A 23,226-nucleotide genomic window follows, 5' to 3' on the forward strand; every position below is an offset into this window, starting at 1 on the left:
ACGACAAAGATGAGCATTTAGTTTTGTTCATTCAAATTCCAGTCGTATTCTAAATAATCTACTTTCGCATCGGGATTAATTTTAATCGAACTATATTGATTCACATAGTCAATTAAGCTACCATTATCTTTAAAATCGCCTTTATACCATTGAAATATTTTAGAAAGCTCTATACGGTTTTTAGAAATTTTATTATTGTTAGAGTTTTGAATAAAAGCTTTAGTTGCTTCTTCCATCAAGGATTCTACATTGCTTGCTGTAAATGCCGTATTGAGTAATTTAGGACATGATACTGATGCGCAATTTATAGCAAAATGGATTCGAGGTTCGTTCATTTTGCGCAGAATACCATTTTCAATTCCAGAAAGCGAAAAGTCCTTATCTCCAATTTTAATTCGATTTTTTAGCCAAGGATTTTTAATGTTCTTTATGCTTTTTGTGGGGTAATGATCTATAATTAACTTGATAGTGTTGGCATTATAAACATTTATAAAATAAGCTAACTGTTCTTGTTTGTTCCAACTCTCAGTTGGTACTTGAGTGGCCAAATAATTTATATAGGTGTTAAGTGCAACAGCATCATTTTTAAAACCCTTGTAGTTTACATCACCATTGTCAGCAACATATTTTTTCAATAACTTATCCCAAGCGTTATGGTCAACACTAGTTTTTTGGTTTTGCTCTTGATCTTGATATTCAGTTTGTTTTATAGGAAGGCCTTTGGCACAAAAACAACTTGAAAACATCATTAGGATAACCAAAATACCGACTGAATTTTTCATTTTTTTTTATCGTTTAGGTTTAATGGATATAGTTCTTGGGCCAAAAATTGTTTGGGAAAATTTTCATCGCCCTCAAATCCAAGTGTAATATCCTTTCCGCTATGCGGAATATAGTCGGTCTTAAAAATATAATCCCAAATACTCAAGGTTAGTCCAAAATTAACGCCATACCTAACATGTTTTGGTAGTGCTTTGGCGTGGTGCCAAATATGCATTTTCGGATTATTGAAAACATACTTTAAAATACCATAATCCCACCCTAAATTTGCATGATTAAGATGTCCAATGGTAATATTAAAAAAATGAACAATAGCCACATCTTGGGCATCAAATCCGCCAATGATGGCAATTGGAATGTAAAGTAAAGATTTATAAACCACGGGTTCCATCCAATGGTAACGCAAATGGGCAGCAAATCCCATTTCTTTTACCGAATGATGGACTTTGTGAAAATTCCAAAGAAAAGGAACACGATGCAATAATCTATGTGTATTCCATTGTACAAAATCAGAAACTATAAAGAAAACGAACAATCCTAATACTTTAGGTAAATCATCAACATCAAACAATTGAAAACTAGAAATCGATAAGCCAATTTTCGCCAAAATATCATTAAAAAAAGCGGCAACGGTATTTGAAAGGGCTATTAAAATAATTAGATTTAACAGAAAAAAATTGAAGAACATATAAAATGTATCTAACCAAAAATCTTTTCTGAAAATGGCCTGATCTTTACGCCAAGGAAAAATAATTTCTAGAACCCAAACCAGTACAGAAATTATGATTAAGCCATAAAAATAGTTATCCCAATGGTTAACTGAAATGATCTCGTGTTTGAGATACCTCCAGTACCCAGAGTAGGAGTTTTTTATGATGTCAATGTACTTTTCGATGGTATGAATGTTATTATAGGATAGTTTCTAATAATTTAAAAAGGAGTCCGCTGATTATAGCTGCTATAGGCAATGTCAATACCCAAGATACTAATATTTTGCCAATCATTTTATAATCTGCTTTATTTGTTGCTGTCCCAATTCCAAAAATAGATCCAACCGAGACATGGGTTGTAGAAACGGGCAAACCATGAACACTAGCGGTGGTTACCAAAAGGCCAGTGACCAAGTTGGCGGTAAAACCTTGACCTGAATTCATGGGGGTAATTTTTTTACTTATGGTTACACCAACTTTTTTGGCATTCAAAAGTCCGCCTACAGCCATAATCACAGCTATGATAATCATACTCCATTTAATATCAACAACATTTATAATCAATAATAAACCAACTATTTTGGGTGTATCATTTAAACCTCTGGCAAAACTAACAACACCGGCACTTAAATAATGAAGACTATCCAATAATCGTTGCGCTGAAATACCTAATAATTTACCATTGTAGGTTTCAATACATTTGTTTTTACAGGTTGTTATTTCCAATAATGAGGACATCTCCAACGTAACAGAAGCAGTCTTGATTTGTGGATCCGCTTGTTTTTGATTGATACAAATACAACTGGATTTTTTGACACCCGATCTTTTCCTTAAAAACCTGAATGCTAAATATAAAATTAAACTTAATACGGCAGCCATTAAAGGACTTACAATTAATGGCATTAAAAATGTGTTTCCTAATTTATCAAAATTGAACTGTAAACCTACGGCCATGACCCCAGCACCAAATAAAGCACCAACTAGGCTATGGGTGGTAGAGATAGGCATTCCTACTTTTGTGGCAATAAATACGGTTAAGGCAGCTCCGCAGGCAATTGAAATGGCAAATATAGGCATCGCTATGAGCTCATCGGGAACTAATCCTTTCCCCGAAAAATTCTTAACAAGTTGATTGGCTAAAAATATGGCGGCAACAGATCCTGAAAAGGTGGTTATAGTGGCCCAATTAATAGCTTTTTTGTAATTGGTGGTTCCGCTCCCAAAAAGGGTGGCAACACCTTTAAAATTATCATTGGCACCATTGCTAAACGCTAAAAAACAAGCAGAAATGAATAAGAGTACTAAAATCATAATGGGTAGTTTACTTTACTTTGACGCATACGCTCCTTATAACTTACGAGTTTGTTATGTCTAGGGTTTTCAAAAAAAAAGATGCCTGTACTTCAGGCATCTTTTCAATACATATGATGTGTTATTAACAGCATCCTCCACCATCATAGTGGTAAGTAGATTCACTGATAAAAATATCCCCCCTTTTTAAGGAAACTAAAGTTTCAGCGGTTTTATTGCAAATTGCCAAAGGCTGATTTTTTAATAATAGATGTCCTTTTTTGTCATCAATAAAATCATCATCGCCAAAATAAATGGCAGCTTTTCCGGTAAAAATACAAGGACCATCTTCTGGCATTGGGTCTTTAATTGCTGCAACCTCGATTGATTCAATATAAATCAATTCATCAGTAGCGTAATGTTTTGGATCTAAAACTCTATAGGGTTTTCGTGCACGAATTTCGATAGTTCCAAAACCAGCATCGGTAAGCATTTTTACATACTCGGCAATTGGTAAACTTCCGCTTAAACACAGAGCACGCAACCTATCATCATTTCTTAAAGCATCATTCATGGGTTGTTCACAAGTTGGATCACTCATAACCAAGCGGCCATGTGGTTTTAGTACACGGTACATTTCGGCAATCGCTTTCTTTAAATCGTCTGCCTTAAAAATGTTGAACAAACAGTTTTGGGCTGCCACATCAATGCTGTTGTCATCAACAGGAAGATTCATGGCATCTCCTTTTTTAAGTTCAACAAACTCACTTTTAAACCAAGGGTTTTGTTTTTCGGCTTCGATAAAATTTTTACGTGACGCTTCAAGCATTTCGTCAACGACATCTACACCAATTACACCACCTTTTTGGCGATTGAAATACGAGAATTGCAATAACTCCATACCGCCGCCAACACCAACGTATAGCATTTTTGGGTTGTTGGTCAAATCGCGGGCATGTACGGTACTACCACAGCCGTAATTCATTTCTTGCATGATTCGCGGAATTTTTAATCCCGGTAATTCCCAAATTGGGTTAGTGGTACAACAAAGCCCAACATCTGGTGTTAAGGCTGCTTCTTTATAAACGTTGTGTGTGGTTTCTAGGTAATTGCTCATATTTTTTAATTTATTGGGCTCTGTCTGGTCGAGCGTAGTCGAGACCTTGTTATGGCTTCTTGACTACGCCAGAAGTGACAGATTAATTTGTTTATAATAATTTTATTAATTCTTTAAACAGTGTAATCATATTCGGTTCCGCTTTTTCGGCCATTTCAATTATTTCTGAAATGTTTACTGGCAATAAGTTATCTGGGTCGCATTCATCGGTTAAAACTGACACTGCGGCCACTTTTAATTTTAAATGGTTGGCCACAATTACTTCTGGAACTGTACTCATCCCAACGGCATCTGCCCCAAGAATCTTCAACATTCGATATTCCGCCCGGGTTTCTAATTGCGGGCCAACTACGCTAGCATAAACACCTTGATGTAGAGTAATATTATTGCCCTTAGCAATCGCCTTAAATTGATCATTGATGGTCTTATCATAGGGTTGGCTCATATCAGTAAATCGCGTTCCTAAATGTTCAACACCTTTAAATGCCAATGGTGAACTTCCCTGTAAATTAATGTGATCTTCAATTAGCATTAATTCACCCTTTTTAAAATTAAGGTTGACAGCTCCCGAAGCATTAGATACCAAAAGTGTGTGAATTCCTAATTTTTCCATTACTCTAACGGGATAGGTGACATCTTGCAACGAATAGCCTTCATAAACATGAAAACGACCCTGCATGACAATAACTTTTTTGCCTTCTAAAAGGCCGAATATAAGTTTGCCCTTATGAAACTCTACAGTTGCTGTTGGGAAGTTAGGTATATGATTATAGCTTACTTGATGTAAGATTTCAATTTCATCAATTAATTGACCAAGTCCCGTGCCAAGAATAATACCTATTTCAGGGTTTTCAAATCCTTTTGATTGCAAATATTCTACGGTTTCTTCTATTAGTTTAATCATGGTTAGCTAAAATATTTTTGAAGTTCTGAATTGTCTTTTATATCTTCAAAGGTATCGATATCGTTTAATTCTTCAATTAATTTAACGTCAAAATTATTGAGGTCATTTAAGGTGTCGTTTAATACAGAAGCAGTTCCCCAATTTTTATTTTTAAAAATAGATTCATGAAGTTTTTTCATTGCAAGCAGATAGTAACCACCATCTTTTGCAGGACCAATAACCAAATCGTGATTATGAAGGTGTTTAAATGCATTTTCAATATGTGAAACACTTAACTCCAATAAATCACTACCTATTATCATGACATGCTCATAGCCTAGTTCAAATAATTCAGAAAAGGCATTTTGCATTCGACTGCCTAAATCTTCCCCAGATTGCAATTTTTTTCTAAAAATAGATGAATCCCAAAGGTCATCAGGGCTTATAGTTTCAGAATAAAAAACAAATTTGACTGCAGTTACTGGTTTTGTAATAGTGCAAGTATGTTTCAATAAGTGGATATAAATTTCTAATGCGGCTTTATTACCAATGGTTTTTGCTAGACGCGTTTTACATTTGCCTAATTCAGGATTTCTGGTAAAAACAATTAGGGCCCTTTTGGGTGTTTGGAATATAAAATCTGAAGTGTTTACTGATTTTTCTGAATGACGATTACTTAGCTGACCCATTTAGAATTTTATTACCATTAGTTAACCATTGCCCCCAATATTTAGAATAGACATGAATGTTATCTGTTTCGTTATTTTCAGAATCAAAAACCTTAAAGTTATTATTTTTCCATTCAAAAATACCGCCATACAAATTGTAAACCTTGGTATAGCCAGCTTTTTTTAGTTGAGCAGCAATAGTTTCAGATCTTATTCCTAAAGAGCAATAAACAACAATCGGAAATTGCTTATTAGCGACATAATTGGTGATTGAATCAACGCTAAAATTGTTATATCCCACAAGTATGGCATTTTTTAAGTGACTTACAGCAAATTCATCAGCTTCTCTAGTATCCAATATAACCACTTTGGTTTTAGGCATAGCTAATTCTTGAGCAGATATATAAGGTATGCCTTTATGGTTTGTTTGCCTTAATAGATCATCTATAGATTTTTGTGCAAAAAGAGAGGAGGAAATTAATACAAATAAAGAGATATATAGGAATTTCATTTTAAGGGGATTTCAAGAGTTTTACGCTACGCTACCTTGGCAGCTACTTCCAGCACCTGCTGTACACCCATAGCAATGTTGTGAAATCACAATGTTTCGGCCTTCAAGTAATTGTTCATTATATTCGGAAATGTGTTTGACTTTGCTGTTCACAGGTAATTCTAACATTTGGTTAAAATCACAGTCATATAAATAGCCATCCCAACTTACTGAAAGTGTGTTGGTACACATCACATTTGCAACTGCGGCTGGATTATAAGCTTCAACCAAAGCGTACATGTAATCTTCATAATTTTCTGAAGCAATTAAATAATCTAAAAAACGGCTGATAGGTAAATTGGTTATGGCGAATAGATTATGAAACTGAATATCAAAATCATCGAGAAGTGCTTTTTTAAAATCTTTTTCAAGCGCAGCTTGATTGCCAGGTAAAAATGCACCAGAAGGATTGTAAACTAAATCTAATCGCAAATTACTGTCTGGCATACCATAGCCAATGGCGTTTAAATCTTGCAGGGCTTTTATAGATTTATCAAAAACACCGTTACCTCGTTGTTTGTCTGTTTTTCCGCGAGTCCAATGCGGCATTGAGCTAACCACATGAACATTATGTTTTTTAAAAAACTCTGGAAGGTCATAGTACTTTTTGTTAGCCCGAATGATTGTTAAATTAGAACGCACAATAAAATCTTTAATACCTACTTTGGAGGCTTCTTCAACAAACCATCTGAAATTAGGATTCATTTCTGGTGCACCTCCGGTTAAATCAAGAGTGTGCGCACCCGTTTTATCAATAACATCGAGACATTGTTGCATGGTTTCGCGGGTCATAATTTCCATGCGATCTGGACCAGCATCAACATGACAATGTTCACAAACTTGGTTGCACATGTAGCCTACATTAATCTGTAATATTTCAAGTTTTTTAGCCTTTAATGGAAATTGATTGGATTCGGCAATCTTGTTTTTAAAGGTAGGTAAGTCACCATTTTGAAATATACCGTTGGATAATATTTCCAATTGTCGGTTGCTATTAGCCAATTCGCTATGACGTTTATGTAAAGACTTTTGGGTCATTAAGTTTTGTGTTATTTTTTGAAAACAATATGTTTTCTATTTACATTTCTAATTTATTTACTTTGTTCATCATTTGAACACCATGAACTAGGGAAGCTCCACCACGAATTGCACCTGCAACATGCAATGCTTCCATCATTTCTTCTTTTGTGATACCGCGTTGCAGTCCATCACCTGTATACGCATCAATACAGTACGGGCATTGAATGGTATGTGCCACCGCCAAGGCTATCAAGGATTTTTCGCGTTCAGATAAGGCACCTTCTTTGAACACCGAATTGTAGTATTCAAAAAACTTGGTGCCTAGTTCTTCATTCCAGTCACTTATTTTTCCAAATTTTCTAAGATCGGCTGGGTCGTAATATGTTTTTTGCATGTATATCTTCTTTATTAATTGTACGAAAAATTTGAAGATACAGATTTTGTCGTTGTTAAGGAAAAATGATTACAGAATATTTCAAGGCATCTGAAGGAAATAAGATACCTAATTGAAAATAAGGGAATATTTAATTATTTTTTAATAGAGGCTTTTACTAAAACAGGTAAGTGATCTGAAGGGTATTTACAATCTTTTGAGTCACTTAAAACTGCGTAAGCATTGACTTCAATATTTGGGCTTGTGAAAATATAATCAATACGTCTTTGCACAGGTTGGTGAAAGTCAAAATTATTGAAGGTTCCAGATGGGCCAAATGGAGATTGCTTTGACAATTCTTTAGAATCCTGCAAAAATTGTTTGATAAATAAAATGCTTTTATGGTCTTCCTCCATGTTAAAATCACCCATGAGAATCACAGGAAAGTTTTCAGTATTTAAATGTTTTATTTCTTTGATAATAAGCTTAGCACTTTCTTCTCGAGCAGTTTTCCCAACATGATCAAAATGTGTATTGAATACCCAAAATTTCTGATTTGTTGTTTTGTTTTCCAAAAGCGCATAAGTGCAAACTCTGTTGCAAACAGCATCCCAGCCCATAGATACCTGATCAGGCGTTTCAGATAACCAAAACGTTGATGTTTCAATTAAATTTAAATATTCAGTTTTGTAAAATATTGCTGAGTATTCGCCTAGGTCTTTACCGTCATCCCTTCCAACACCTACAAAACTATAATCAGACAATGCTTCATCTATATCTTTCATTTGATTGGGCATAGCTTCCTGAACCCCAAAAACATCTGGCTGGTAAAAATGGATTTGACCTAAAAGCATTGGTTTGCGATTTTGCCAACTGTTTTCGCCTTCTTTGGGATAATCAAGCTTAATGTTATAGGTCATAAAGGAAAGCTCCTGTGCAGACAGATTCATAATTAAACAAAAATTGATAAAAAATAATAAGTGTTTCATAGTATATTTTTATTCTATAAATAAGATATCACTTTTTTCAGATATCCCGTTTTCATTGAATGCTTCAATACTGAAGTAATATGGCGTATCGCGATCTAAACAGCGCATTAAATGTTCATTAGTATCATAAACTAGCCAGGACTGGTAGAGTTTGTCTGGAGCAATTCCCCAGCGTATGTTATAACCTTGAGCTCCAGATACAGGATTCCATTTAAATATTGCATTCCTGCGGTCTGTTTGACGTTTTATATCGAATCCTGTGACTTTTTCTGGTACGTTTCCAAAACCTAACCCAAACACTCTAAACTCAGACATCGCGAAGTTTGCGCCAGGGACTTCAACATTGTTATAGCGTACATACTTTGCATTAATTGGCTTATCCAATACGACGTAAGCATTAGGAGCATCTTTATCACTATTACTCCTATCAACTACGGTTTGCCAGTTTTTACCATCTTCAGATGCCTCTATACTAAAACGGTGTCTCAATCCATCAACACGTGTGTAAATACCTGATTCGTGATCATGAAAATTTAGTTGAAAGGCATGAATTTTACCCGGATTTAACATTTCAATAGTTATCCATTGTTTGTCGTCATTCGCTTTAGCAACCCAAAATGTTTTTGGGTTTTCATCGGTCAAAATTTTCGAAATAATGTCGCCATTAGTATTTTTTTCAAGTGGTAATTCAGTGACTTTTACATCATCATCATTCGAAGTAAATTTCATGATTTGTGTTAAGGATGAGGACACTGTAACATTTCCTTTATACGAAAGCAACATCCAACCATTATGTTGACCAGCTTTTGTAGGATGGCTTGGGCCAAAACGCGGATAATCGCCATAGTCAGTAATGGAATACATCAAACCTTCATCATCAAAATAGGTGGGGAACATACACAAACGACGTTCCCACTGTGCATTGGAGGCCAAAGCCATGGTGGCAAAATGCCAATATTGCCCATTGGTTTGCTTAACCGTAATTCCGTGACCAGCACCGTTGGTAAAACCACCGGGCTTAAAACTCATGGGATTATTTTTCATGTATGTAAAAGGGCCAAGGGGTGTGTCGCCAATATAAACACCATCGGCATATACATTAAATTGAGTGCCTGGGGCAGCATACTGTAAATAGTATTTTCCGTTGTGCTTGGTCATGGAGGCGCCTTCCATATAACCTTCTTTTAAAGTAGGATGGAAATTGTTTTCACCAAAACGTTCCCAGCCGTGCTCTTCCTCAACGAGATTGATTAATTCCTCTCTAACGCCAGTTTCCAGGAAACGATCATCTTTATTCAACATTTTTACGCGAAGCGGATGTAGGTTAGATGAACCCCAATACAAATAGGTTTTGCCATCATCATCGATAAACAATTCTGAATCCTGAATGTTGTTGGAAATAGACGGCGTTGGCGTCCATTTTCCACTTTTTGGGTCATCAGTATAAAGAATGCTCCCATAACCTGCAGGATCACCGGCAAAATAAACTAGTGAATCTTTGTAATTGAATGCTGTAGGGGCATTACTGCCTTCGAAAAACCATTGTTGGGGCTTAATGAATTTCCAGTCTAACAAATCTTTAGAATGCCAATAACCAAAAGAACGTGTGACGAACATGTAATATTCACCACGAAATTCAATAACCGCAGGGTCTGCACCAGAACGATAAGAAATATTTCTACTTGAATTGTAAACCATGTAGGTATAATCAATATCTAATGGATTACAATATGTATCTCTTTTCTCTTGTTCAAGATTTTCAGAAAAAGTAGTGCTGTCCTCTTCGTTTTTAGTGTTCTCTTTGCATGAGATGAGAATCAAAAAGGCAATAAAATAAACAAGTCGGTTCATGATTAAAGTTTTTTGTCTTTTTCGGTCACAGGATCGTATGAAGTACCAGTTGTGCCTCTTAATTTTTCAAATTGTTTATAGGCATTTTCAACTCGTTTTTCTGGTGCACGCTCGTATTCTTTTTCTGTGACCATATATTCTTTTTGAAGTTCATCTAGCTTCTTAAATAACTCAGCTTTAATTGTTTCGTATTCTGGTTGATCTACAACGTTGTTGAGTTCTTGAGGATCAGTTTGCAAATCATACATTTCCCATTGATCTATATTATCGTAAACATGTATTAATTTATATCTATTGGTTCTCACACCGTACATTTTTTTGACCATATGAAAGGCAGGGAAATCGTAGTAATGGTAATAAATGGCATCTCTAAAATCATCATTATTATTGGTTTTATGAAGTAAAGGTCGTAATGATTTACCTTGCATGTCATCTGGGATATTTACTCCAGCAAAATCCAAAAATGTTTCGGCGAAATCGAGATTTTGGGTAAGAGCGGTAACTATAGTGCCTTTCTCTATTTCTTTTGGGTATTTCATAACCATTGGCATACCAAGCGATTCTTCATACATAAAACGTTTATCAAACCAGCCCTTTTCGCCTAAATAAAAACCTTGATCTGTAGTGTAAATTACTATGGTGTTTTCTGCCAAATTATTAGCCTCTAAAAAGTCCAACACTTTACCTACACCGTCGTCAACTGCAGCTATGGTTGCCAAATATTCCTGCAGGTAACGCTGACCCTTCCATTCGGCTAAAGCTTTTCCAGATAAATTGGCCTCATGAAAAGCATCATTTTTGGCTTGATACGCTTTGTTCCATGCGTCACGTTGTGATTTAGTCATACGGTTAAAATCAGATGTCCAAGGATTATGTGCCAATTCGCTACTACCTTTTGCTACCGTCATTTTAAGATCATGGCCTTCATACATGTCCTTATAAATTGTTTGCTGTTGTTCCTTTGAAGCGATTGAACCTTGATGATCTGTGAAATACGTGTCTGGCAAAGGGAATTGCACAGAATCATATTTGTTGGCATGACGTAGTGCTGGCATCCAATTTCGATGGGGAGCTTTATGGTGTAGCATCAACATAAATGGTTGTGCTTTATCTTTTACAGAATTGAGATAGCTAATGGCATCATTTGTTATAATATCTGTAGCGTAACCTTCAACTCTTGTGGTATCTGGTTGTTTAGTTTGGTTATTAATAGCTATAAAATCTGGATTGTAATAGTTGCCTTGATCGGTTAAAATTTTCCAATAATCAAATCCTTGAGGAAGTCCGTGCAAATGCCACTTCCCAACTATTGCGGTATTATAACCCGCCTTTTGCAATAGCTTTGGAAAGGTTTGTTGGTTACCATCAAATTGGTCGCCATTCATTCTAAAACCGTTAATATGGCTATGTTTACCAGTTAAAACCACTGCACGACTTGGTCCGCAAATTGAATTCGTACAAAAGTTATTCATGAAAATAGCACCCTCGTTTGCAATTCTATCAATGTTAGGTGTTGGCGCCAATTTACTTATCGGGTGACCATAAGCACTAATGGCTTGAGTGGCATGATCATCGGCCATGATATAAATGATGTTGGGACGTTTGAGTTCTTCATTATTTAGTTCTGGTTCTTTTTGTTTACAAGACTGAAGAATAATAAAAGGGAGAAAAAATAATACTACAGTTCTCATGGTTTCTTTTGTTTGATGATTTTTGTTTGAATCACCTCACTATTCAATACTGTTTTCGCGAAGAAATCAAAAATATTATCGAATTCATTAAATTGTATTGAAGACAACTCGTGCCTGCCACCTTTAACTTTATGAAAATAATAGGCAACCTCTAACTCGGATAGTTTTTCGGCAATTGTTGCTGAACCGTCTAAAATGAGATATCCAGCTTTTGAAGGGTCGCAATAATGATGGGGAGCAGTTGCAAACGGAACTAAATTATCATCAGTTCCGTGAAATAATACACTGGGCAGTGCATTTGATTTGGTAATGTAATCCACATTTACCAATGCTCCAGCTAACGACAGAACACCAGCAAAATTAATGTCATTGTATTGTTTTAAATCATCAATAAAATAGCTTCTCATAAACACTGCATTTAATATAGCTTCTGCTCCAGCACTGCTGCCTCCTGCAATGAGCTTTGAAGTGTCAATTTGCAGTGATTTAGCATTTTTTACAATATATTTTGCTGCATCAAAATAATCAATTACAGCTTGTTTAAAAGTATTTATCTTTTCTTGATTGTCACAGTCACAACCAAATCCAGTAGGTTGATTTTTACGCAACAATCGATACGAGATAGAAATACCAATATAGCCACGATTAGCGACGTATTCGCATAATTTTTGTTCTGCAGCATTATCACGAGTACCACCGGCGAAGCCTCCACCATGCATCCAAAGCAAAACGGGTAAACTATCATTTGGTCTTAAAATTTCTGGAGTATATACATCTAATTTAAGTGTATCTTTTCCCTTTACGGCATAGGTAAAGGTTCTTTTGGTTTGAGCCGAAATTTGTAAAACAAATAACAAAAGGAGCACTGGTAGGATACGTTTCATTTAATCTAGTTTTTCTATTAAAACTCCACTAATTACTGGAATTCCTTCAATAGGATTTAGTAAAATAGTTAAGCCATCTTTGTTTCTAACGCTTATGGTTGAAGTTAGAGTAATCCCGTACTTTTCGGAGTATTCATTAGCCATATTAAACTGCTTTTCAATCAAAATCGTATTCAAATATACATCGAATATGCGTTGTTTTATTTCAACAAGTTCTGGAGTTTGTTCTGCCAAGTTATAAATATTTTCTGTGGGTTTTATTTGAGGTTCTACAAAAAACAAATTCACTTTATAATTTCCGTCAGGGACATCAATTTTATAGTTGGTACAGCCTTCTAACATCGTTTGAAATAAGGGTTCTGAAGTAGTGTTTTTAATGTTATGAGGAATTCCTTGGTGCTTATCCTCACTTGCATTGTAAGGTTGGCCATCTAGATGACCAAACCAATCTTTTTTGTAGGATTGGTCAGGAACAAAGGTTATTTGATGGGCCTCATCGGTAAAATAAAAATGCGAGCCAATATTAATACCAAACCGCTGGAATGATTTAAAATCTAATTCATCGATTTTCAAGACTTCAATGCGTTGTTCGTCTGAAGCATCCCCAGAAACAACTTTAATCAGGTTTTTACCATTTTTAAGAGGAAGATCCACGGTAGCAGAACCATTTTCAAATGTAACATCCACAAGTTTTTCCTCATTTAGGAAAACAGAGGCGTTGTGCTGATTTGAAAATAAACTTATAGGAAAGCTAGTAGTATTTGTTAAAACCAGCCCTGATAAATAGTTGGCCGCAACATGAACAAAAGGTGCTGTTTGATCTAGAACCGCTTTGTACCAATAATAAATTTCCTTTGGAGTACGATCGAATTGAACCAAGCCTTTTTGGTTGACATGAGGAATGGCATCACCACGAAACTCTGATCCAAAATCGGCGAAGTTCCATGCAGTCATTCCTGTCATAAATGGCCTTTCAATGATTTGCTTATAGTAAGATTGGTGCAATTTTGCTTGATAGTCTGTTGAAAAATCAAACTTTTTTGGTGTTTTAGTATAAATTCTAACATCTGCTCCTGGACCATATTCTGAGAGTAATAACGAACGCTTTGGAAATCGTTTATGTTGATCATCAAGAAAAATTCCCAAATCAGGAATATCCTTATCATACCAGCCAAAATAAAGATTCCAACCCAATAGCATTGGAAGATCTGCTATTCCTGTTTCGTTGTAAACTTCATTTAAATGGCAAGCCATAACCGTAATATGGTTAGGCGCTAAAGACCGCGTTAAATCCTCTAATTGTTGCGCCAGTTTAAAAGATGAGGTCTTGAGATTGGCGGCTTCTGCTTCAGATATGTTTCTATCAAAAACCAACCGGATAAAAATCTCATTCATATAACCAAACATAGCCACCGAAGGGTAGTTGTAATATTGTTTTACATGTTCGTTTTGCATAGCTATGCAAACATCAAAAAATGCCTTTGAATCTGTGACTTTATTAACAATAGGAACTTCAGTCCAAACTAAAATTCCGAGTCTGTCGCATAGATCGTAAAGCTCCCTGCTATGCGGATAATGAGCAAACCTAATCACATTGGTGCCCATGTTTTTTATTAGTTCAATATCTTTTTTTTGAAGTTCTATAGGAACAGCATTTCCAAAACCCTTAAAATCCTGATGACGATTTACACCGATTAATTTTATAGGTTTTCCATTTAAAAAGAACCCTTTGTCGGCATCGACATTTACCCGTCTAAAGCCAACATTTGAAGATTTGGTCTGTAGCACATTTTCGTTTTCATTTGTCAGAACAAGATTTAGTTTATATAAATAAGGATTATCTGGAGACCATAAATTTGGCTTATAAACATCAGATAATTTTATTTTAAAAGTATTTGAAGTATTACCGTCTAGTTTTAAAATCTCTGTTCTAGACTTTATTTCAGCGCCTTGCGCGTCTAATAAAGTTATTTTTAATAGGGTTTTAGTAGATTTTGAATTTGTATTCCTTAAAAGTGTAGTGACTTCAATGCTTGCTTTTTCCTCACTAACATTTGGATAGTTGATATAAAATCCATCTGAAGCAAAATCATTTAATGAGAAATGTTGTTGAGGTAGAGATATTAATTCTACGTCGCGATAAATACCTCCATAAAAAGTAAAATCGGCGTCTAGAGGAGGAATATCGATATTATGCGAATTATCAACTTCAACTTCAATTAAATTGTAAGCATTGTAGTTTAGATAATTTGTGACTTCAAAATTGAACGCCGTATAGCCTCCTTTGTGATTTCCTATTTGGGTGCCGTTAACAAAAACAGTAGCTTCTTGATTTATGCCATTAAACTTTAAATACTGAATAGCTTCCTTTTCTTCTGCCGGAATAAAAACAAGCTTTTTATAAAACCCTTTTCCTCGTCTATATCCTGGGGCATCGTCGAAAGCATCATTTTTATTCCAAGTATGAGGAATATTAACGGTTTCCCAATTGGTTTTATCTTCAGAAAATTGCCATCCAGTGTTGATGATTTTATGTTGAGAAAACCCTAAATTGAAGATTAATATAAATACGATGCATGAAAATTTTCCATAGCCGAATACTGAAAATGCCTTTAATATTGCGCTTTGGAAACTAAATGTTTTCATTTGTTATTATGGAGTCAATTGGAAATTGGATTTTAATGTCGCATTTGAATCAGTGCCTACAAAAACTTCAAACGTTCCTGGTTCTGCAACAAAATTCAAATCGTAATTATAGAATTTTAAATCTTCAGTTGTAAGTTTAAAGGTCACGGTTTTGGTTTCACCCTTTTTGATTTCTATTTTTTGAAACCCTTTCAATTCTTTTACTGGTCTCGTTACGGAACCGACCAAGTCCCGCAAGTATAACTGAACAACTTCTTTGCCGTCATAATTTCCAGAATTGGTTACATCAACAGACACATCAAGACTTCCATTCATATTCATCTGATCTGAACTTAATTTTAAATTTGAATATTCAAATGTTGTATAGCTCAAACCATAACCAAAAGGATATAAGGGTTCATTGCGGACATCTAAATAATTACTTCTGAATTTCTCAAACTTACCTTCTTTGTTTCCTAGTGGCCTTCCCGTGTTTTTATGGTTGTAGAAAATTGGAACTTGTCCAACATTCATTGGAAAAGTCGCGCTTAATTTTCCTGAAGGATTTACATCGCCAAATAGTACATCTGAAATGGCTAATCCAGCTTCACTTCCAGGAAACCAGACATTCAAAATGGCAGGAACATTTTCATTTTCTTCCACAATGGCCAATGGCCTTCCCGTAAATAAAACCAAAACCACCGGCTTACCTGTTTTTAATAAAGCATTTAAAAGGTCTTTTTGTACTTGAGGAATTTGCAGATTAGTAACGCTACTACTTTCTCCACTTAACTCGGCAGTTTCACCTAAAGCGGCAACTATAACGTCGGATTTTGCTGCAATCGTAAGTGCTTCATCCAAAAGTTGCTTGTCTGTTCTGCCATCTCTTGGAATACTTTTTCCAAACATCGTAATTCGATTTTCAAAAGCTAAATCATAATCTACATTACTTCCTTTGGCGTAAAGAACAGTTGCCTTATCTCCAACAACGGTTTTTAAACCTTCTAACAACGGATTGGATTTTTCTTGTTTGGTAGCCACGCTCCATGTGCCTGCCATATTAACAGCAGAATTAGCTAAAGGCCCAATTAATGCAATGGTCCCCGACTTTTTTAACGGTAATAGATTGTTTTCATTTTTTAGAAGTACCATGGATTCTGCCGAAACTTTTCTAGCAAAAGTGCGATGTTCTTGAGTAAATACTTCAGTTTTTGCACGTTCAGGATTGCAATATTTATAAGGGTCGTCAAATAATCCTAGTTGATATTTTGCAGTAAGGATGCGCTTTACGGCAGTATCAATTTGGTCAATAGTTATTTTGCCTTCATCTAATGAAGCCTTAAGTGTGGTTAATAAACCTTCGCCTACCATATCCATATCTACCCCAGCCTTTAACGCTAGTGCCGAAACTTGCTGCAAATCACCCATACCGTGATCTACCATCTCATTAATACCTGTATAATCCGTTACTACAAATCCGTTAAAGCCCCAATCGTCACGGAGTAGATCAGTAAGTAGCCATTTGTTTCCAGTAGCAGGAATTCCATCTATTTCATTAAACGAAGCCATTACGGAGGCAACTCCAGCATTAATAGCCGCTTTATAAGGAGGAAGATATTCATTGTACATTCTAATCTTGCTCATGTCAACCGTATTGTAATCACGTCCAGCTTCTGGAGCACCATAAAGTGCAAAGTGCTTTACACAAGAAAGAATTGTGTTTTGTAGAGTTAAATCGTTCCCTTGATAGCCACTTACCATTGCTTTAGCAATTTCACTTCCTAAAAATGGGTCTTCACCAGAGCCTTCCGAAACCCTGCCCCATCGCGGATCTCTTGAAATGTCGACCATAGGGGAAAAGGTCCAATTTATACCATCAGCACTGGCCTCAATAGCAGCAACTCTTGCAGTTTTCTCAATTAATTCCATATCCCAAGAAGCAGATAATCCTAATGGAATTGGAAAGGTAGTTTCATAACCGTGAATGACATCCATACCAAAAAGTAGAGGGATTTTAAGTCGACTTTTTTCAACTGCGATTTTTTGAACATCTCTGATTTTTTGAGCGGTTTTTATATTAAATAGACCTCCAACTTTTCCTTCCTCTATTTTCTTAGCAATATCAGAGCTTTGTGCTTGCCCTGTTGTAATATCTCCTGATGAAGGCAAATTTAATTGGCCAAGTTTTTCTTCCAAAGTCATTAAACTCAAGATGGAATCAACATGTTTTTCAAAAGGATTAGCAGATGGATTTGTATTATTTTTTTGATCACTTGAATTGCACGAAGTAAGTTGAAATGCAATTAATAGAATGATGATTACTGATGATGTCTTCATTGTTAGTTATTTTGATTTAGAAAAAAGCCAAGGCAAAAGTTCGGGTTCAGCAAATGTTGAATCCCAGCTGTTGTGATTGTCATTGGCGTATAGTGAAAAATTTGGAGTACCTCCGGCTTGTAGAACACCGCTTACCATATCTATGGATAACTGTGGGTTGACTATGTCATCTTTAGCGCCGTGGAATACCCATAATTCTGTTTTTTTAGCGTAAGCTTCAGTAGCTACTGGATTTCCTGCGCCACAAATTGAAAACGCCGCAGCAAACATTTTTGGTTTTCTGTAGAGGAGTTCAAAGGTGCCCATTCCGCCCATAGAGAGACCACCTACATAGATTTGATCCTTCTTTACATAAGCATGGTTCAAATAAGATTCCATGAGTTCCATAACCAACTTCAGCGATTTAGTAGGCTCGCCACCTAATGGAAAATTTAAGGAAATAGGTTTGGTACTTCGATCTACTGATGCGTTGGCCCAAAAATCATCTTTTGGACACTGTGGAAAAATAACTATTGCAGGAAATTTTTTTCTGTTTTTACGCTTGGCAAATAATGAACTGCCATGAACTAATTGAATAGTATTGTCGTTACCACGTTCACCAGCACCGTGTAGAAATAATAGTACAGGATACTTTTTGGTGTTATCAAATTTTTTGGGTAACATGATGCGGTAGTTCAATGTGTCTTTACCATTAACAAACTGTTTATGCTCGTATAGTTTCTGGTCTTGTGCAAAAAGAGTGTTATAACTTAAGCTGTACACTAATACAAATGTGAAAAGCAGTTTAATTTTCATAAAAAATAGTATCAATTGTTATTAATAATTAAATCCAAGTGCATCTAAACCTCGTTTAACATCTTCATTTTGCATAAATAAGTTCCAAAGAAGTCCGGTTCTATGGTTTTCTATCATAATAATTTGAGGACCTTGATCAATGGCCAAATAAGCTTTGCCTACCCAATAATTATATTCAGGACTAAAAGCGTCATAAAAACCTGCAGGCCCCAAGAGCTTATCCTTGTTTTGATAGAAATAATGCATAGCTTTTAAAGATTCTGAAGGGGTATAGGGAATTGAGCTAATTGCGGCTGTAGGTGAGATAACCCCTTTATCATTTACTGGGCTATGAGCTGAATAGCCTAGTGACCCATCAGCATTTCTTGAATAACTTGCGGTTAGGCCCCAGCAATCTTCACCATAATCCTTATAATTTTTAGGGTTGGTTATACAGTATTGACGGTTTATTTTGGTATGATTTACGGCTAAACTCCAGTAATTGGCATATTGGTCAGACAAGTTTTTAGGGTTGAGTCCAAGAAATGAATAGTGACTAAAAAACAATGGGCCGCCGTATGATGGTGATCCTGCATGCTTCAAAATTAATGGAAACCCATATTGCACATTTGAAGAAACTATATTACCATTATCGGCCCAACCATTTTGATAAGCTGAAGGAGTAATGGGGTAATTTGGTGATGCAGCTGCTAGTATATAAGCAATCATGGTTTCATTGTAGCCTCTTAATCTCAAGTTGATTGCAAAACCATGGTTAGGGCTCCAATGCCAGTACAAGGCATCCTGGCCCTGGGTATACCAGTTCCATTCAATACCCTTCCAAAGCATATCTGCCTTATTTGCTAATGCCTGCTCTTCTGTGCTTCCATTTTTAAAATATTCTTTTAGACAGATAAGTCCTTGCGCTAAAAAGGCAGTTTCAACTAAATCGCCACCATTGTCTTGAGCACTAAAGGGAATGACATTACCCGAATTACCATCAATCCAATGTGACCAAGCTCCATGAAAACGATTTGCTGTTTCAAAAAAATTAAGAATGGTGGTCAACCTTTCAACGGCTTGGCTTCTGGTTACATAACCGCGTTCAATGCCTACTAAAATAGCCATCAACCCAAATCCTGTCCCACCACTAGTAACCACATTTTGATTTAAAGTAGGATTGTCTGGATGATAACGTTCTTTGGCTGCTCCAGAGATAGTATTGGCAAAGTCCCAAAAATATTTAAAAGTTGTTTCTTGAGTTAAATTCATCATTTCCTCATCTGACAGAGGGACTACGGGAGTTGGATCGACCTGATCGGGGATATAAGGTTCCTGATATCCAGGCCCATTATCTTTTGAACAGTTTATTAGAATTAAACAGATAAACAACTTAAAAAAAGTTTTCATGTGAAATTGTTATTTTTTATAAGTGAATCCTAATTTGTCTAAACCGGATCTAACATCTTCATTTTTCATAAACAAATTCCATAGTAATCCTGTTCGGTAATTTTCTATCATCACTGAGATAGGTCCTTGATCAATTGCTAAATATCTTGGTAAGTACCATTTGTCATGAAGACTAAAGGCGTCATAAGGGCCATATTTCCCTATTAAGCTATCCTGCTCTTTGTACAGATATTTTAACATTTGCATACTTTCTTTTGGAGTATAAGGAAATGAAGAAAGTGCCGCAGTAGGGGATATGACACCAAAATCATTACCTGGTCTATGTCCTTTATAACCGTTGATTGAATAACTTGAAGTTAAACCCCAAAGATGGTCTCCATAGCCTTTATAATTTTTTGGATTTTCTATGGCGTATTTATAATGAATTTTTGCCTGATTTTGGACTAATATCCAATAGTCTGCATACTGATCAGAAAGCCCGTTTGGATTTAATCCTAAATATGAATAGTGTGCCCAAAATAATGGGCCAATTGCTGCGTCATCATGCTCATAATAATTCAAAACAAGCGGCAATCCATAAAGAGAATCACTAGAAACTATTTTTCCATTTCTTGCCCAGCCTTTTTCATAAACTGATTTTTTTATGGAATGAGTAGGAGAGGCCGCAGCCAAAATGTACATGATTAGACATTCATTATAGCCGCCAACAGGAAAATTCATTTCCCAGGCATATTCTGGTGACCAATGCCAATAGAGCACATCTTCACCATTTTTTGTGTACCAATCCCATTCAACCGCTTTCCAAAGGTTTTCAATTTTAGTAACTAACTCCTGTTCTTTTTCGTTACCATTTTTAAAATATTCAGCTACGGTTAGTAATCCTTGAACTAAAAACGCAGTTTCAACTAAATCACCACCATTGTCTTTTTTACTAAAGGGTACCACTTTCCCTGTTTCACCATTAATCCAATGTGGCCAGGCACCATGAAATCGGTCAGCTGTATCTAGAAAGTCTACTATTTTATGATAACGTTTTAAGGCTTGTTCCCGTGTAATAAAGTTTCGTTCTACACCAACCAAGATTGCCATTAGTCCAAACCCACTGCCACCAGTTGTTACCGTGTTTTTTGGAGAGGTTGGATATATATCATCCATATGTAAACGTTCTCTTGCCATTCCCGAATTGGGTTCTGCACCTTCCCAAAAATAGTTGAAGGTTTGCTTTTGAATAGAATCCAATAAGTCATCGTCAGATAATTGTGCAATCGACTCTGATAGGGTTTTACTCTGTGCTATACTTTTTTTGTCTTGCTTACAACTATAACTAAAATATAGCAAGAATAATAACAACAAGAAGACTGTAGTGCTTTTGTTTTTCATTTTTAAAATGATTAGGAATATCAGCTGCACTGCTCTCCAGAAATGCAGCTGATACATAAAAATAAACTAACTCAAAAAGTAAAATAAGACTCTAGCCTTTGTATATCAATTGCTGGAGTCTATTATGAGGTTATTGTGCCATAACGGCTTGAATTTCAGTTTGAGATAAGGCTTTGTTGAAAATTTGTAATTCGTCCATATAGCTTAAATCAGATTTATGATTCCATCCTGTAAATCTAGGTGCTCCAGACATAATTGATAAAATATCACAACCTTCCCAGCTTACGCCCGAAAAAGCGCCTTGTTTGACAACTTGGCCATTGATGTATACAACACATTCAGTTCCTGAAATGGTGAATGCTAAATGCACCCAATCGTTAACAGCAGGGTCAACATCTGCAGCAGCGCCACCATCAAACCAATTGTCGCCTGTACCATTACCAACATTTAATTTGAAGCGTTGTTTGCCTCCTGCGTTTTCACGGAAAAATCTAAAACCATGTTTACGATTATTTTGTGAAGCTGGGTAATTGGCGTTCGCAGTGTCTTCTGGTCCAACAACTAAAACTCCTGCTCGGTCTGGCACAGCATTTAGCTTATACCACATTGAGGCGCTGAATTCAGAACCTAGTAATCCCGCTGTTGGAAAGGTTAAATATGAATCTGTTGCACCAGCATAGGCATTATTACCCATATAAGCTTCACCTGCAAATCCTGGCGATCCAACTTCAGCGGCATCAACTTTACTTATGGATTCTACATAGCTTCCATTAAACGACATGTTAAATGATTTGCTGCCTTGAGCAATCATGTTAACAACATCTGTCTGGGTGATAGCTTTATTGAAAAGTCGTAACTCATCCATGTTGCTTAAGTCAGATTTATGGTTCCAACCAGTAAATCGTGGTGCGCCAGACATAATTGAAAGAATATCACAACCTGTCCAATCAACGCCTGTAAAAGCACCTTGTTTAACTACTTGTCCATTAATATAAACTACACTTTCAGTATTAGAAATTGAGAACGCAATATGTACCCAATCATTTACAGCAGGATCAATGTCTGCTGCTGCGCCACCATCAAACCAGCTGTCTCCTGTACCGTTACCAACATTAAGTTTTATACGTTGCTTTCCACCAGCATTTTCACGGAATAATCTAAAACCACTTTTACGATTATTTTGTGAAGTAGGATAGTTAGCATTAGCTGTATCTTCAGGACCTATAACTAAAATTCCTGCACGATCAGGCGTAGCATTGACTTTATACCAAAATGATGCACTAAATTCACTTCCTAACATTCCTGCAGTTGGAAAGGTGAGATAGGAGTCTGTTGCACCTGCATAGGCGTCACTACCTACGCGACCTGAGCCAGTAAAGCCAGGCGACCCAACTTCTGTAGCATCTTTAATAGAAACCAAGTCTGTATAACTTCCATCAAAGCCCATATAGAACATCTCGCCACTAAACAATGGCGTGTAAGGTGGTTCTTTACTAAAATTAACAGCAGATATAGTAGTGTTGCCTGCGAGATCTGTTGCAGTAACCGTTAACACATGCTCACCAGTAGTTACATTGTCATAACTGAAAGCTCTTGTAACTATTCTATAATCAGTAAAGCTATCAAATGAAGCTATCTGATTTCCATCTAATGCAACAGTAACCATTGAAAGTTCTATGTCATCTTCAGCTTTAAACTCAATGTTTACAGAAGTAATTGGGTCTGGTACTTGAATTTCTAATCCTTCAGCTGGCTTCACGATAGTTACTAACGGAGCTCCAGCATCTGGGCCTGGATCGACTGCCGTAATAGGATCTATCCCATCATAGCACGAGGTCATAGCAATCGAAAGAAGGAGTGCTAATGCGTATTTTAATATATTTTTCATTGTTTT

The 23,226-nt window shown here is 36.1% G+C and carries 19 protein-coding genes; all 19 read right to left on the reverse strand.

What is annotated here, in order from left to right; all coding sequences use genetic code 11:
• Positions 1 to 17: 17 nt before the first annotated feature.
• Entirely contained in the window at positions 18 to 782 is a 765-nt protein-coding gene (locus ACFO5O_RS13390) for a DUF547 domain-containing protein (RefSeq protein WP_387964616.1), read from the reverse strand.
• Positions 779 to 1,675: a sterol desaturase family protein gene (locus ACFO5O_RS13395; RefSeq protein ID WP_387965137.1), complete on the reverse strand. Its 897-nt coding sequence runs from the start codon at positions 1,673 to 1,675 to the stop codon at positions 779 to 781. Before ACFO5O_RS13395 ends, ACFO5O_RS13390 begins: the two co-directional genes overlap by 4 nt.
• 13 nt (positions 1,676 to 1,688) lie before the next feature.
• A complete protein-coding gene (locus tag ACFO5O_RS13400; protein ID WP_387964618.1) occupies positions 1,689 to 2,801 on the reverse strand; it encodes an inorganic phosphate transporter in 1,113 nt (370 codons plus the stop codon).
• A gap of 124 nt (positions 2,802 to 2,925) precedes the next feature.
• A complete protein-coding gene (gene arsM / locus ACFO5O_RS13405; protein ID WP_387964620.1) occupies positions 2,926 to 3,897 on the reverse strand; it encodes an arsenosugar biosynthesis arsenite methyltransferase ArsM in 972 nt (323 codons plus the stop codon).
• 91 nt (positions 3,898 to 3,988) lie between these two features.
• Complete coding sequence (locus ACFO5O_RS13410; RefSeq protein WP_387964622.1) at positions 3,989 to 4,801, reverse strand: purine-nucleoside phosphorylase; 813 nt, start codon at positions 4,799 to 4,801, stop codon at positions 3,989 to 3,991.
• Positions 4,802 to 4,803: 2 nt separating this feature from the next.
• The gene (locus ACFO5O_RS13415; RefSeq protein WP_387964624.1) at positions 4,804 to 5,469 is read right to left on the reverse strand and encodes a TIGR04282 family arsenosugar biosynthesis glycosyltransferase; all 666 of its coding nucleotides are present in this window, start codon (positions 5,467 to 5,469) and stop codon (positions 4,804 to 4,806) included.
• Entirely contained in the window at positions 5,453 to 5,959 is a 507-nt protein-coding gene (locus ACFO5O_RS13420) for a rhodanese-like domain-containing protein (protein ID WP_387964626.1), read from the reverse strand. Before ACFO5O_RS13420 ends, ACFO5O_RS13415 begins: the two co-directional genes overlap by 17 nt.
• 21 nt (positions 5,960 to 5,980) lie before the next feature.
• A complete protein-coding gene (gene arsS / locus ACFO5O_RS13425; RefSeq protein WP_387964628.1) occupies positions 5,981 to 7,036 on the reverse strand; it encodes an arsenosugar biosynthesis radical SAM (seleno)protein ArsS in 1,056 nt (351 codons plus the stop codon).
• A gap of 40 nt (positions 7,037 to 7,076) precedes the next feature.
• Positions 7,077 to 7,412 (reverse strand): arsenosugar biosynthesis-associated peroxidase-like protein, encoded by a 336-nt coding sequence (locus tag ACFO5O_RS13430; RefSeq protein ID WP_387964630.1) that lies wholly within the window; start codon positions 7,410 to 7,412, stop codon positions 7,077 to 7,079.
• Positions 7,413 to 7,546: 134 nt separating this feature from the next.
• Positions 7,547 to 8,341: an endonuclease/exonuclease/phosphatase family protein gene (locus tag ACFO5O_RS13435; RefSeq protein WP_387964632.1), complete on the reverse strand. Its 795-nt coding sequence runs from the start codon at positions 8,339 to 8,341 to the stop codon at positions 7,547 to 7,549.
• 48 nt (positions 8,342 to 8,389) lie between these two features.
• A complete protein-coding gene (locus ACFO5O_RS13440) occupies positions 8,390 to 10,231 on the reverse strand; it encodes a family 43 glycosylhydrolase (RefSeq protein WP_387964634.1) in 1,842 nt (613 codons plus the stop codon).
• Positions 10,232 to 10,233: 2 nt separating this feature from the next.
• Complete coding sequence (locus ACFO5O_RS13445) at positions 10,234 to 11,922, reverse strand: sulfatase family protein (protein WP_387964636.1); 1,689 nt, start codon at positions 11,920 to 11,922, stop codon at positions 10,234 to 10,236.
• Entirely contained in the window at positions 11,919 to 12,806 is an 888-nt protein-coding gene (locus ACFO5O_RS13450) for an alpha/beta hydrolase (protein ID WP_387964638.1), read from the reverse strand. The genes ACFO5O_RS13445 and ACFO5O_RS13450 overlap by 4 nt, the downstream gene beginning before the upstream one ends.
• Positions 12,807 to 15,452, reverse strand: coding sequence for a glycoside hydrolase family 2 TIM barrel-domain containing protein (locus tag ACFO5O_RS13455; RefSeq protein ID WP_387964640.1), 2,646 nt, complete (start codon positions 15,450 to 15,452; stop codon positions 12,807 to 12,809). It lies immediately after the preceding gene.
• 6 nt (positions 15,453 to 15,458) lie between these two features.
• On the reverse strand, positions 15,459 to 17,768 hold the full coding sequence (gene bglX / locus ACFO5O_RS13460; protein WP_387964642.1) for a beta-glucosidase BglX: 2,310 nt from the start codon (positions 17,766 to 17,768) through the stop codon (positions 15,459 to 15,461).
• A 6-nt stretch (positions 17,769 to 17,774) separates the two neighbouring features.
• Positions 17,775 to 18,563: a carboxylesterase family protein gene (locus ACFO5O_RS13465; protein WP_387964644.1), complete on the reverse strand. Its 789-nt coding sequence runs from the start codon at positions 18,561 to 18,563 to the stop codon at positions 17,775 to 17,777.
• A gap of 21 nt (positions 18,564 to 18,584) precedes the next feature.
• Complete coding sequence (locus ACFO5O_RS13470) at positions 18,585 to 19,952, reverse strand: glucoamylase family protein (protein WP_387964645.1); 1,368 nt, start codon at positions 19,950 to 19,952, stop codon at positions 18,585 to 18,587.
• A gap of 9 nt (positions 19,953 to 19,961) precedes the next feature.
• Positions 19,962 to 21,332 carry a glucoamylase family protein gene (locus tag ACFO5O_RS13475; RefSeq protein ID WP_387964647.1) on the reverse strand — a complete coding sequence of 457 codons (1,371 nt, stop codon included), beginning with the start codon at positions 21,330 to 21,332 and terminating at the stop codon, positions 19,962 to 19,964.
• Between the two features lie 130 nt (positions 21,333 to 21,462).
• Entirely contained in the window at positions 21,463 to 23,220 is a 1,758-nt protein-coding gene (locus ACFO5O_RS13480) for a LamG-like jellyroll fold domain-containing protein (RefSeq protein ID WP_387964649.1), read from the reverse strand.
• Positions 23,221 to 23,226: the final 6 nt, after the last annotated feature.

This window comes from Geojedonia litorea (assembly GCF_042654525.1).
GTDB lineage: Bacteria > Bacteroidota > Bacteroidia > Flavobacteriales > Flavobacteriaceae > Geojedonia > Geojedonia litorea.

Bases quoted from the DNA above. Each gene is read 5' to 3' on its own strand.
- ACFO5O_RS13410 (WP_387964622.1), bottom strand. From the start codon at position 4,801: ATGATTAAACTAATAGAAGAAACCGTAGAATATTTGCAATCAAAAGGA.
- ACFO5O_RS13475 (WP_387964647.1), bottom strand. From the start codon at position 21,332: ATGAAAAACAAAAGCACTACAGTCTTCTTGTTGTTATTATTCTTGCTA.
- ACFO5O_RS13400 (WP_387964618.1), bottom strand. From the start codon at position 2,801: ATGATTTTAGTACTCTTATTCATTTCTGCTTGTTTTTTAGCGTTTAGC.
- ACFO5O_RS13435 (WP_387964632.1), bottom strand. From the start codon at position 8,341: ATGAATCTGTCTGCACAGGAGCTTTCCTTTATGACCTATAACATTAAG.
- ACFO5O_RS13450 (WP_387964638.1), bottom strand. From the start codon at position 12,806: ATGAAACGTATCCTACCAGTGCTCCTTTTGTTATTTGTTTTACAAATT.
- ACFO5O_RS13455 (WP_387964640.1), bottom strand. From the start codon at position 15,452: ATGAAAACATTTAGTTTCCAAAGCGCAATATTAAAGGCATTTTCAGTA.
- ACFO5O_RS13465 (WP_387964644.1), bottom strand. From the start codon at position 18,563: ATGAAAATTAAACTGCTTTTCACATTTGTATTAGTGTACAGCTTAAGT.
- arsM (WP_387964620.1), bottom strand. From the start codon at position 3,897: ATGAGCAATTACCTAGAAACCACACACAACGTTTATAAAGAAGCAGCC.
- ACFO5O_RS13390 (WP_387964616.1), bottom strand. From the start codon at position 782: ATGAAAAATTCAGTCGGTATTTTGGTTATCCTAATGATGTTTTCAAGT.
- bglX (WP_387964642.1), bottom strand. From the start codon at position 17,768: ATGAAGACATCATCAGTAATCATCATTCTATTAATTGCATTTCAACTT.
- ACFO5O_RS13415 (WP_387964624.1), bottom strand. From the start codon at position 5,469: ATGGGTCAGCTAAGTAATCGTCATTCAGAAAAATCAGTAAACACTTCA.
- ACFO5O_RS13445 (WP_387964636.1), bottom strand. From the start codon at position 11,922: ATGAGAACTGTAGTATTATTTTTTCTCCCTTTTATTATTCTTCAGTCT.
- ACFO5O_RS13470 (WP_387964645.1), bottom strand. From the start codon at position 19,952: ATGAAAACTTTTTTTAAGTTGTTTATCTGTTTAATTCTAATAAACTGT.
- arsS (WP_387964628.1), bottom strand. From the start codon at position 7,036: ATGACCCAAAAGTCTTTACATAAACGTCATAGCGAATTGGCTAATAGC.
- ACFO5O_RS13480 (WP_387964649.1), bottom strand. From the start codon at position 23,220: ATGAAAAATATATTAAAATACGCATTAGCACTCCTTCTTTCGATTGCT.
- ACFO5O_RS13440 (WP_387964634.1), bottom strand. From the start codon at position 10,231: ATGAACCGACTTGTTTATTTTATTGCCTTTTTGATTCTCATCTCATGC.
- ACFO5O_RS13420 (WP_387964626.1), bottom strand. From the start codon at position 5,959: ATGAAATTCCTATATATCTCTTTATTTGTATTAATTTCCTCCTCTCTT.
- ACFO5O_RS13430 (WP_387964630.1), bottom strand. From the start codon at position 7,412: ATGCAAAAAACATATTACGACCCAGCCGATCTTAGAAAATTTGGAAAA.